The following is a 12,086-nucleotide window of genomic DNA, read 5'->3' as shown; positions in this document are numbered from 1 at the left end:
CGTGCGTTCCTTTTAGCGAGGCAACACTTGATGACCACGGCGCAATTAATTTCCGCTCACCGAATAATCGTGAAGATTGGCTCTGCACTAATTGCCGACGGAGAAACCGGAGACATTCGCGGTTCTTGGCTTGAAACGATGATAGAAGATGTGGTCCGATTTTTCTCACGTGGGCAGCAGGTGATCATCGTGACCTCCGGTGCTGTCGCGGTTGGGTCACATCACTTCAATAAGTTTGGCGTTCTGAGAAGTGAAGAGCGACAAGCGGCTGCAGCCATCGGTCAAGTTCGACTCATGCTTGCCTTCGAACAGAGCTTAAAACGGTTTGGATTTGGACTCGGACAAATACTATTGATGGGCGAAGATCTACGCAACCCGCATCGCCGACTCAATGTTCTGTCAACTGTTCGACAAATCCTCAAAGTTGGCGCAGTTCCGGTTATCAACGAGAACGACACAACCGCAACTGCCGAAACCCGTTTTGGCGACAATGATCGTTTGGCGGCCCAGCTCGCAGAGTTGGTGCAGGCTGACATAATTATTTTGCTTTCCAACATAGATGGCCTCTTCACGGAAGATCCACACGACAACCCGTCGGCCCGTTTGATCACAGAGGTGCGACGCATTACCCCCCAAATAGAGGCCATGGCCGGTCATTCCGTCTCTCGTCATAGTTCGGGTGGCATGCTGACGAAGTTGATGGCAGCAAGGATCGCCATGGATGCCGGGTGTAACATGATCATCGCGAAGGGAAACAAATCTTACCCGCTGTCGGCCATCGAGAACGGTGGCCCATCAACCTGGTTTGTCCCCTTTGCAAGGGATAGGAGCGACCGCCACACTTGTGGCAACAAACTACCGCAGGCTCAATAATCGTCCTGCATTGCTGATTATGGTAGCGCTCTTTTCAGTGCACGTCGTAAATCGTTTTGAAGAGCGGCGGCTTATGCTGGCTGGCTTTTGAAGTTGAAGGGCAGCAGATCCTCGATATCGGCATCGTCGGCGCGCTGCGGCAGTGGTGAGGACGTGCCGCAACCAGGCGAAGGTCCGACACGGCAGGCACGACAGGTCAGTATCAGGCAATAAATGACGTCGCTAGCCTTGGCACCCTGGACCGTGTCGCTGACGAGCCAACTCTTTCTTCAAGTGGCAAGATTCTGATATCACATTCCAGAAAATTGTTGCCGATCGGCATCCTGCCTTCGTCGTAAGCGTGATTTTCGCTGCACGTTGACGCCAACACGTTGATTGGTATCGGCTCAACGTTTGGAACCGTATCGTGTCAGGCAGCCTCGGTCTGGCGAAGTTGAACGGCAGCAGGCGAGTTCGAATTGGGCGTGCTAAGAACTCGCCTGCTCGATGCCGCCAGATCGAAAGCGCGGTGTGGCGAATTGCGCACTTCTGTGCCGTTCGGCTACAAGTGGCATCGAGAGGCGGGGCTTGGGCTTGATCCCGAGTTGCGTCTGCAAAATGTGATCCGATCCATCTTCGTCCGCTTCCACTAACTCGGCAACGCACGCCAAGTGCTGCTGTCGACGACGAAAGATCAAATTCACTTCCCACGGCCGTCGGACGAAGGGCGCATGACCAGCTTCGTGTGATCGGCATCCTCAAGAACCCTTTCTACGCAGGCGTCTACGTCTATGGAAAGAGCGAGAAGCGCGTCCAGCCAAGCCCCAGCCACGCGCGCCAAAAAATCAGCACGCCGCAAGACAAGCGCATGACATGCGCGGCGGCAAGCACATCAGATGGTGCTCGAAAAGCAACGGCTCAATCATTCCTTGCATTGGCCGTGTCAACTTGGGTCCATTTCTGTTCTGGCCCGGACACACTGAAGACCCTCGTATTCTGTGGACGCCTGCGTAACCTGACTTTGCGTCACTTTGACGGCAATCAGATCGTCGACGGCACGTTGATTGCAGGTGCATAACGAAGAACCGTACGACAATTGCCTCTCGCATTTTTTTATTTAAGGGCTCTAGATGAAAACCACTCGAACTATCCAAGGTAAGACGACAAAACAATTAAAAATGGCTCCGCTCATCAGTTCGGACCCACTGTTGTCGTCCAAGATCATAAATTTCATTGAGGGGGCACGCGCAGTCACCCCCGCCGAAGTGGAAGCAAACAGCATCACGCGTTATCGTGTTACAAAATTCTACCGTGAACAGATCATCAACAGTGGTCATTATGATCAGCTTAAATTCATCGTCGAGCCCTCATTCGAAGAGTTCGACGGTTCCGGCACTCTGGATACCAGCGGAGAGCACGAAAACACGGTCGCGCCCGGGTTTCAGCACAAGTACGCGCAAACAGGATTGTTGCTTGCAACGGACCGCTGCGCTTCATACTGCCGCTATTGCTTCCGCAAACGCATTGTTGGCAAGGACTCAGATGAAATCGCAGCTGACCTAGGGCAGATTGCGCGATACATTGGAGGTCATCCCGAGATGACGAACGTCCTGATATCAGGAGGTGACCCGTTCGTGCTCAACACCGCCAGCCTCCATGAAATTCTTGATCATCTGCTGCCATTCCCACATCTGAATTCCATTCGTTTTGGCACAAAAATGCTCGCCTACGCGCCCCAAAGGTTTGAGGATCCTGCTCTAGTGGCCTTGTTCGAACGGATCCATGTAGCTGGAAAATCCGCAGTGATCGTTACGCATTTTGACCATATCGGCGAAATTTCGGCCGATGCGGAGCGAAGCATTCGGTCATTGCGGGCGCGTGGTACGCAGTTCCTCAATCAGTGCGTACTTCTCGCGAAAGTCAACGATGACCCCGAGATTTTGGCCGCGACCTTCGCCAAGTGTCACCATATGGGTGTCCGCCCATATTACCTATTTCAAGGCAGGCCGGTGAAAGGTGCATCGCATTTTCAGGTTCCACTGCGCCGCGGCCTGGAGATTTCGCATGGCATCAACCAACGCCTGAGCGGCATTCAAAAGACATTTAAATACATCATGTCGCATTACACAGGTAAGATCGAGATTCTCGACTTTGGAACTGATGGCCGCGTCTATATGCGATATCACCAAAACAAGGCTTCAGAAAAGATCGGAAAGATCTTTTCCCGGCCGAACCTCGAAGGCGCCTGCTGGTTGGACGATTTGCCCGAAGGATGAGATCTGAGGGCGCCAATGCAAACTACCAAATCATTTCAATGTGGAAGTGCCGTGGACGGCGATGATGAACTCTCCCGCCGTGCGGCAGAACTAGTTTTTACGTTGAGATCTTCAGGAAGCATGCGCCGCGGAGCAGAGACGCTAGGAGCATGACGGTGAGCAGGCATAAAAGGTCTCTGAATCACCTGAGCAGGAGCAAGAAGTTGGAGCCAACGGCAGCCAGAACGGCATCGACGGCATCTCCTTTTGTCCGGCGAGATAATTGCGATCCATCCGATGCTCGTTCTTGATGTGGCCGATGACGGGCTCGACGGCTGGCTCTCGTCGCATTTGTCGTTTAATGGCCGGCATCACGCGGCGCTGTTGTGGCTTGTGAAGACCCGCAGCTTGTGACTCTCAGGTGCATTGTGGCCGCGATATCCGGCATCGGCCGGGATGCGGACAACTCGTTGCCGATCCGTCTCCTCCATGTCGTGGATGATGGTCTCGAGGGTGCGCCCATAATGGGGGTTGGCTGGCAGTGCCATGGCATGGAGGGCGAACTGGCCGCCTTTGGAGCGGTTCAGTATCGAGGCCACCGAGGCTTGACGCCAAACTCGTAGGGCTTTTGTGCCTTGCCTTTACAGATGCATTCGACTTCGTCGGCGTGAGATGTCGCGGATCGTTCGTCCGAGATAGGTCCTCAGCTTGCGCAGTGCCGTCCCAGCCCGCTTGAACTGTTTGGTATGGGCATACCGCTGATGCTGGATCAGGGCGAATTTGCCCAGCCGTCTGGCGCAAGATCGAGCGCCACCCCGCGAGCCAGCCACACGAGCCGCTCCGTGCCCGGTCAATGAGCTTGGCGGCGGTCGGAAACATCATGTTCTTGGACTTATTGTATCGACGATCGCCTGCCGCGTGTCCGACGGCTTCATCGCACCGGTCTTGACGCCACCAAGAGGCTCTCCTGCCGAAGCGCCTTTATCCGCTACTCGCCCATGCGTTGGCGCCAGCCATGAGACAAACTGCATTTGCGCTGCCATCAGCGACGAACGATCGAACGGCAATGTGTGTTGGAAGAATGTCTCGCCGCAGAAATACTGGAAATATAGGCTGTCGAGGTAGCGGGCACAGACAGCCTCATCCGACAGGTTGAACGTATGCTTGAGAATTGCGAGTCCGCCATCAGCGGCGTCGGCAAGGGCGGCATACCGGCTCCATCCGAATAAATCTCATCATATCGTTCTTCCAGAACGGCCAATCGATTGTCTGCGCCAACCAGATAAGTTCGTGCTTCAGGTCAAAGATCTGATCAAGATGAGACCGGAACGGATCCTGCTCTCCCGTCTCGCGCCGTTCACTAGGTCTCGACATTTGTTGGCTCCCATTGTTCCTGAGGCAATGCGACAGCTTTCTTGCGACACCGATTAATGGGACGCGTACGATGTACTTGAAAGATCAACTACTTCCGGATAATTCACGGCCGACTACCTTGGCCTCGTTTGACGAACTTGACAGATTCAACTTCAAATAGACGCGTCATAGGCCCTTCAAAAGTTTTACAGAATCTTCGCACAAGCAACCCGCCGACAATGATACGCTCACATAAACTGAAGATACGCGTTGAGTGAGAGAGGGGCTTTGCAATTTGCCCTCAGATCATCCAGAGCGTCAACGTCGGAGCTCCGCGTAAATGGCAAGAAGAGCGCTCATCCTAGTTGAAGGTAGTAGAGGTAATGGTCCTCTGTATATTCAAGCTGCCCAGCGCCTTGGCATTCAACCAATTACTCTATCGGTTGACCCAGCTCAGTACGACTATATTGCGGCAAAAAGGGTACAAGCAATTCGTGTCGATACAGGCGATCTCGATGCAATGATTCATGAGTGTACCCAGCTACGTGCGACTTATGACATCGCGGGCATCACTGGGTTCGCGGGCCGAGATGAATCGGTCTATGTGACAGTTGGGAGGCTTTGCCGCCATTTCGATCTACCCGGACCAGACCCAGCATCGATTGAACAGTGCTACGACAAATTCGTTCAACGTCAACTCCTCGCACGGGCGGGCGTTCCAATACCTGCCTACCGCTTGGCAACGGATGCAACGGACGTTGAAAGCTGTGCAGAGGAGATTGGTCTGCCGGTGATACTTAAACCAGTCACTGGCAGCGGCAGCAGCGGTGTCCGATTATGCCGCAACATCACGGAGGTGGCTGAACACACGACTTATCTGCTGGGCGGTAAGCACATCTGGCGATCTTCGCCAGGGATACTAATCGAAGAGTTCGCTCAAGGACCATACTATAGTGTCGACACAATGGGGAATGAGGTCGTTGCAATTGGTACCGCCAAATTTGGCAGCCCACCGCATTTCGTCGTTCGTGAGAGCATCTTTCCGGCGCCCCTAACTGATGGTCAATGTAAGTGCATCGCCGATGTTTCACTAAGCTGCTTACAAGCTCTCGGTCTTGGTTGGGGGCCAGCGAACATTGAATTGCGGTGGACGAAGCGAGGTCCAGTGGCTATTGAAGTCAATCCGCGTCTTCCGGGTTGGACCACTCCTCGGCTGGTTCAGCTGGCGTATGGTGTCGATCTCATCAATCAGCACATCAAGCTCGTCATAGGCGAGAAATGGGATTTGAGCCGAGGACGTTCGCAGACGGCGGCCGCACGATTCCTAGTTCCTGATACCGATGGCATCCTCGATTGGATCGATGGCGATAGGCAGGCAGCCGCAGAACCCGGTGTCGCCGAGATTGAACTGTACCTTAAACCGAAGACGCCGTTCGTCAGGAAAAGCGATGACCGAGACTCGATTGGACACGTCATTGCCACCTCACCCAGTCGCAGTCAGACCGAGATCATACTTGAGCGTGCCGTTAACCTAATCAGTTGGTCGATTACACCCTTTCCGAACATTGGCGAACAGGAACAATTGTAAGCATCTGCTCGAGCAGCTTTTGAGATGCAGTACGCATTCGGCGAGGACCGCATTAATTTCGTATTTGCTCGTGATAAGCTCTCGCAAGGGATATCGACGATGCGGTGCTGGCGCTGTCGTGGCTTGCGAAGACCCGCAGCTTGTGACTCTTAGGTGCATTGTGGCTCCACGGAAGGTGGAGGTTTTACCTTGCTCACAAGAAGTCGCCGCCATGATCGGCGAGAACTTCGAATTAATCGAGAGGTAACCGCCAACTCGGACAATATCGCCGAAGGCAAACTGGTTTATGTCCGTAGCGGCAGTGAAGATGGCACAAAGGCCTGACCGAAATGGGATTGACGACCTTCAAGATCTCCTCGCCGACATACGGTCAGCCGAGCGTCCCGACGCCAGACGTTCAGCAAACCGCGATTGCCAGGTAAGTCGCCAGCTGGTGCGAACCCAAAGCTGCTGGTGAGAAGGTCACTTCCCCACGTCTCTACCGGCTTTGCAAAAGCAACGCCCTGCCGTTGATGCGTTGGTTTCAGCACGCTCCATCCGGCTCAAAAGCAATGGAAACAAGCACCTATCTCGTGCGCATCATTCCAGATCCCGACATGCGGTCGAGTCGTATGCGCGGTCGAGAGTACGCATACAAGGTGCTCTGCTCAGATGTATACACACCAACGTAAGCGCGCATTTTGCTGCACGTCGTAAAGCGGCTTGAAGTGGCTGCGGGTCAGGCGGTCTGTATTTTGAAGTTGAAGGGCAGCAGGTCGTCGATATTAGCCCCGTCGGGGCGCTGCGGCAGTTCGGTGAGGACGTATTTCAACCATGCGAATGGCTCGACGCCACAGGCCCGGCAAGTCAGCATCAGACTGCAGACGACGGCGCTGGCCTTGGCGCCGGCAGGTGTGTCGCTGAACAGCCAGCTATTTCGTCCGGTACAAAAAATTCTGATGTCACGTTCCAGCAAATTGTTGTCGATCGGCATCCTGCCGTCGTCGGTATAGCGGGTCAGATAGTCCCATTGGTTGAGCGTATAGGAAACGGCATCGCCAAGCTTGGTATCGGGCACGACCTTTGGCGCGATTTTGTCGAGCCATTCCTTGAGAGCGGAAAGAACCGGAACGCTATGTTTCTGACGAAAGCGACGCATGTAGTGATCTCGCGTTTCGCCGTCGTCGGGCTTTTTCGTCCCGCACCTGCCTTTCGATCCGGTAGAGCTGGTCGAAGAACTTGATGGCCTGTGCCGGCGGCCCACCGGGTTTCTTGCGCGCCTTGAGGGCATCGACGAACTTCCGCCTGGCATGGGCCATGCATCCGACATGCGTTGCACGTTTCAACTTGCGCCAGGCCTGATAGCCGTCACTCATCAAGATGCCGCGATAGTCGCCAAGAAAGGTCTGGGGTGTTCCTGCCCGCGGCCGGGCTGATAATCGAGCAGCTCGATCGGCTGTTTACTGTCTTCGCCACTACGAAAGGCCCACATATACGACGTGCTGGTGGGGTCCTTACCCTCTTCCTTCAGCACCTGGACTGTGGTCTCGTCACCATGGATGATAGTCTGCGATCGCAGCCGCAGTTTCAGCGCGTCATAGATGCGAACGATGTGTTTCTCGCTCGAACCGATCACCCAATGGCCAAGAGCGCCACGGCTGACAGGAACGCCTGCACGCTCGAAGGCCTGCGCCAGGCGATAGAGCGGCGTGCCGTCGACATATTTATGGACGAGCGCGAAGGCCAGCGTCGAGGCCGTGGCGATGCTGCCAGGCAAGGGCTGCGCGGGCATCGGCGCGATGACAACAGGCGTGCTGATCCCGGTCCGGTCGCAGTTGCGGCATGCATATTTTGCCCGGACATTCTGCAGAACCTTCGCCTTCACCTCGATGTGAAGCTGTTCCGTGACCAGTTCGCCCATGCGATGCATCGGGTGGCTGCAGCACGGACAGACCTTCTGATCGTCGGCAAGGTCATATTCGACGCGCTGGCGCGGCAGGTTTTCCGGCAACGGCCTACGGCCGGGTTTCTTGCCCTGCGGCCTTTCGATCTCCGGCAATCCCGTGTCCGGTAGAGCGACGGCATCAGCCTCGTCGGTGTCCTCGTCTGCATCTCCCTCAAGGGTGGCCTGCTCGGCTTCGCTGAAGATGCGATCCATGTGCTTTTCGCTGCGCGGCGCAAACCGATGCAACTGCGCCAGCGCCAGCTCTTCCTCAAGCTTGAGAGACCCGCTGCGCCAGGATATCCTTCTCAGCCTTCAGCGCGGCGATTTCGGCAGCATTCGCCGCCAAAAGCGCCATCAATTCTTCAATGGTCGGGGTGCCGGTTTGAGTCATTATAGTCTTGAATCTGAACCGGCACCCTCCGTCAACAGGCTTGCGACAAACTGCGTTTGCGCCGGATTCACTCGACAAATTCATATTGCCGCACCGGATGGCGAACCATCGCGTCGAGATCAATACCGTCGAGAAGCCAGTGCAATTGCTCGGCATCAAGCGACACCACAGCCTCCTGTCGCCGGGGCCAGCGGAACTTGCCTTCGGTCAGCGCTTTCAAAATTAGCACAAAGCCCGATCGATCAAAAAACAGCAATTTCATCCGGGTTCTGCGGCGGTTGCAGAAGGCAAACACCGCCCGCTCGAACGGGTTGAGGCCCATAGACTGCTCGACCAAAATCGCGAGGCTGTTGATCCCGGCCCTAAAGTCGATCGGTTCCCGGTGAAGATAGACGCGCAGATCATCAGCCAGCCGGAACATCGCAACGCCTCAACGCTTCGTTGCCGACAGAACCTGAGCATCCGCATCTTCAAGCTCAAGCTGCACACCGTTCGGTAGCCTCGCCTTCAACCGCACCCCCTGTCGATGTCGGACGAGCCGCCGCGGCCGGCGGCCTCGCAGTCGGCGCTGCCGCAACCACCGGAACGAAGGCCGACAGTGCGCAAGGCATAACCGTCAACGCTCTCTCCGCCTGCCGGCGCTGACGCAGCTTGATCCAGTTGCGCAACTGGCGTTCACCCCGTACTTCAGCGCAAGCCCTGCAACCGGTACCCCGGGCTCAAGGCATGCGTCGATCAAGCGCTCCTTCTCGACCGGATCAAATCGCCGTTTGCCATTGCGAAGAACCTTGACGACCCGAAGCTCTCCTGAAATTCCCGCGCCATCCAATCTCATGTCCACAGTCTCCGTTGTGGACACAGATTCGCTCAAAGCTCAGTCAATGAACAGGTGCAGCTATTTGCGCGCTTACCACACCAGCTACCAAGACTAATAGTTGAGCAGGTGGGCACATTCGAAATATCCTACTATCCGGAAATTAACAGGAAAATGACAGGAATGAATGTACACCCGGGCGTCTGCGGGAATTGTGATCCCATGCGGTTTACAAAGCTCTGAGAGTTCGGTGCAAACGACACCTTCCGCGACAAGTGCTCGTGAGTGTGTGAGCAAGCATACGGAAATGGGACCCGAGTGGTTCGATAGTGCCGGGTCTACGTTTCGACCGCCGCCTGCATAAATATAAGGTCTACTTACCCGTCCAAGAGTTAATACCGCATGCTGCTGGCTAGCCAATTCGCTACGGTCGCGATGGGAGTCGTCGCTCAACGAATTCACGCAACATATGAGATTAAAAATGATTGAACTCGAAACAGTAGCATCCTCATTGGCGCCGCTAGAAGACTCTGGCTGGTCATCGATTCCTACAGTGACAGAGCTATTTGACTGGGAATTTGCGACGAACTACCGAGATCCCATGCGGCCGGTTCTCCTACGTGGAGGCTGTGCAGCCTGGAGTGCCTGTCAGCGCTGGTCACCTGAGTATTTTGAGAAAGTCGCCGGGTCACTGATTGTGCCCACCAAAACGCTCGACGGCAGCGAGATTAAGGTCTCTTCTTGGGAACTAGCAAAATACGCCCGGTTTGTAATGGAGTCACCATCTTGCCACGATGGAGCCTCTTCATCGAACGCGAGAGCGGCACCCTACTGCCACGACATCCCCCTACTGGGCTTGATGGAGAGCTTGGCGGAGGACTGTCAGCCCTTCCCGGTTAACTTTGTCAGTTCGTTTTACCGCCGGCACTGGTGGCGCTATACGCAGTTTTTCATGGGTCCGGAAGGAACCGTTACCCCCCTCCACTTCGATACGCTGCTTAGCCACAACCTATTTTTCCAAATCTTCGGTGCGAAGCAGTTCACCATTCTCCCACCCAGCCAAGCCACCCGCTGTGCACGCCGAGGTTGGCGGTGGTTTGATGTGGACCCGGAGCAACCGGACTATGTGCGCTTTCCGCAGTACAAGCGAGCGACACCCGTCGTAATCACGGTAAATCCCGGTGACATCCTTTATATGCCGCCCGGAACGCTCCATCACGTTCGTAGCTTATCGGCCTCGATTTCCTTCAACATCGATTTTCACACGAATCGCAGCGTATTAGATGCGCTAACGCAGGCAGACAAGGGCATGCCGAAAGAGGTCATTTTTTACAACGCGGTCACCGCGCTGGCGGTAATCAGCAACGTACCGGAAGCTATCACGTTTCCCCTATATCGGCCCTATCTGAGCTATGTGAGTTGACAACAGTGAGCCGCAACGAGCTCGCGTACGGGATTGCCAGATCAAACCTGCTGCGGCGGTGAGGTGTTGCCCGCTGAGCTGTTCCTCCGACGGTCGCTCGAACAAGCCGAGTAATCATCGTAACAGGAGGGCTTTCCATGCCCTGGCCCATTGACATGACGACATGACGCGCCAAAGCTGGCGTTGAAGCTTGCGCCATGCATCGCAGCAGTGATCGACGATGTCCTCGTAGGATTTGAAGATTCGGTTTGATAGCCAGTTATCGCGCGTGAGCTCTGATGTTCATTGTAAAGGTAAATTGTGCAACCTTCGGCCTTCCTTATTATGGGCCTGGCATTTGGAGCGGTTGCGCAGGGAGGCAGACAGAGCTAGACAGTTGAGCAGCCAGCGACGCGAGCCAGATGGTGGCTCAGCGAGGTCCGCATGTGCGCTATCAACGGCGCTGATCGATCCTGTCCTCCGGCCAATCGATAGGGGAAACAAACGCAACTCAGCCTCGATGCGATAGAGTTCAGCGATCTGCTGGGCGGAAACGAGCGGTTCAAATTTCCGGCTCTTCTTTAGTCATGAGAGTTCTTGCCGACGCCGCTCTTCAGGACATAAGTGTCGAATTCCATAAGTTGTTCTTCATGGTCAGCCAGAGCTCGAAGAGCGCAGCTCCCGCGTCTCGCGGCGACCAGTTCCATGAGACATTCTACTGCGGCCAATGCCGGAGTCATCGTGTGAATAAATGAAGGAACTTCGGTGCGAACGCGGATTACCGCTTGAGAAATCTTGGCGATTGGAGACAGTTCGCTGTCCGTCAAAGCGACGAGTTTTGCACCACGGGATACGGCAAACTCGGCTGCCTGTACTGTGAAGCGAGTGTAAGGGTTGACTGTGACCGCTAGCAAAATGTCTTCTGGGCCGACAGACCGAAGCGCATCATCGGAGGCACCGCCCATCCCATCGATCAATGTTGTGGGAGAGCCAAGCAATGATCCAACATGGTGCATTAGATAGGCGATGGGAAAGCTTGAACGGCGGCCGATGCAAAAAATTTGTTTCGCCTCCGCTATTAGGTCGGCTGCTGCCGCCAACGCGGCAATCGCGGACGGCTGCGCGAACCTGCTTAGATGACCCTGCAAAGCATTCACTGTATCGCATATGAGGACGCCATCGCCCCCGATCTCCCCTCGTGCCAATAACTCCTCTCCACTCCCACCGAAGCTTTCCGGCCGATCCCTGACGCTATCGGCGAATGCCTCCTTTAATTTGTCGAAACCATCGAAGCCAAGGCGTTTTGCAAGTCTCGTTAACGTTGCCGGAGGCACTCGTGCTCGGCGTGCCTGCTCCCTCATTGACAGCAGTGCGACCTCTGTCGGATGGTCAACCAACCAACGCGCAGCGACCTTCATTTGCCGAGGAAATCGCTCATAGCTGTTCTTTATGAGACGTGTGGTGGGAAAATCCATTCTTACTTCCTGAAGTCTATTGGGCAAATGCT

The 12,086-nt window shown here is 55.1% G+C and carries 6 protein-coding genes and 5 pseudogenes; 6 read left to right on the top strand and 5 right to left on the bottom strand.

Going from position 1 to position 12,086, the window contains the following annotated elements:
- The first annotated feature begins 30 nt into the window (after positions 1-30).
- Positions 31-873: a glutamate 5-kinase gene (gene proB, locus ACXHXG_RS19720; protein WP_457900362.1), complete on the top strand. Its 843-nt coding sequence runs from the start codon at positions 31-33 to the stop codon at positions 871-873.
- Positions 874-944: 71 nt separating this feature from the next.
- On the opposite strand, the pseudogene ACXHXG_RS19715 reads toward proB, so the two are convergent.
- Positions 945-1,207, bottom strand: a pseudogene (locus ACXHXG_RS19715) (transposase domain-containing protein); the annotation flags it as partial.
- A gap of 115 nt (positions 1,208-1,322) precedes the next feature.
- Between ACXHXG_RS19715 and ACXHXG_RS19710 the strand changes: the two are divergent.
- Together ACXHXG_RS19710 and ACXHXG_RS19705 are read left to right on the top strand one after the other, a co-directional pair.
- Positions 1,323-1,693, top strand: a pseudogene (locus ACXHXG_RS19710) (recombinase family protein); the annotation flags it as partial.
- A 289-nt stretch (positions 1,694-1,982) separates the two neighbouring features.
- A complete protein-coding gene (locus ACXHXG_RS19705; protein ID WP_457900361.1) occupies positions 1,983-3,128 on the top strand; it encodes a KamA family radical SAM protein in 1,146 nt (381 codons plus the stop codon).
- A gap of 184 nt (positions 3,129-3,312) precedes the next feature.
- Here the strand turns inward: ACXHXG_RS19705 and ACXHXG_RS19700 are convergent.
- Positions 3,313-4,481, bottom strand: a pseudogene (locus ACXHXG_RS19700) (transposase); the annotation flags it as partial.
- A 319-nt stretch (positions 4,482-4,800) separates the two neighbouring features.
- Between ACXHXG_RS19700 and ACXHXG_RS19695 the strand changes: the two are divergent.
- Positions 4,801-6,048, top strand: a complete 1,248-nt coding sequence (locus tag ACXHXG_RS19695; RefSeq protein ID WP_457900360.1) for an ATP-grasp domain-containing protein — start codon at positions 4,801-4,803, stop codon at positions 6,046-6,048.
- A 211-nt stretch (positions 6,049-6,259) separates the two neighbouring features.
- Positions 6,260-6,505, top strand: a pseudogene (locus ACXHXG_RS19690) (hypothetical protein).
- A 261-nt stretch (positions 6,506-6,766) separates the two neighbouring features.
- Here ACXHXG_RS19690 and tnpC read toward each other — a convergent pair.
- Together tnpC and tnpB are read right to left on the bottom strand one after the other, a co-directional pair.
- A pseudogene (gene tnpC / locus ACXHXG_RS19685) lies at positions 6,767-8,363 on the bottom strand (IS66 family transposase).
- 67 nt (positions 8,364-8,430) lie between these two features.
- Positions 8,431-8,784 carry an IS66 family insertion sequence element accessory protein TnpB gene (tnpB, locus tag ACXHXG_RS19680; protein WP_457900359.1) on the bottom strand — a complete coding sequence of 118 codons (354 nt, stop codon included), beginning with the start codon at positions 8,782-8,784 and terminating at the stop codon, positions 8,431-8,433.
- An 874-nt stretch (positions 8,785-9,658) separates the two neighbouring features.
- Here tnpB and ACXHXG_RS19675 point away from each other — a divergent pair.
- Complete coding sequence (locus ACXHXG_RS19675; RefSeq protein ID WP_457900358.1) at positions 9,659-10,600, top strand: cupin-like domain-containing protein; 942 nt, start codon at positions 9,659-9,661, stop codon at positions 10,598-10,600.
- A 560-nt stretch (positions 10,601-11,160) separates the two neighbouring features.
- Here ACXHXG_RS19675 and ACXHXG_RS19670 read toward each other — a convergent pair.
- Positions 11,161-12,054, bottom strand: coding sequence for a MurR/RpiR family transcriptional regulator (locus ACXHXG_RS19670; RefSeq protein ID WP_457900357.1), 894 nt, complete (start codon positions 12,052-12,054; stop codon positions 11,161-11,163).
- Positions 12,055-12,086 lie beyond the last annotated feature (32 nt).

Source organism: Rhizobium sp. LEGMi-198b (assembly GCF_054114205.1).
Note: the sequence above shows the minus strand (reverse complement) of the source record. Positions and strands in the feature narration are given on the sequence as shown.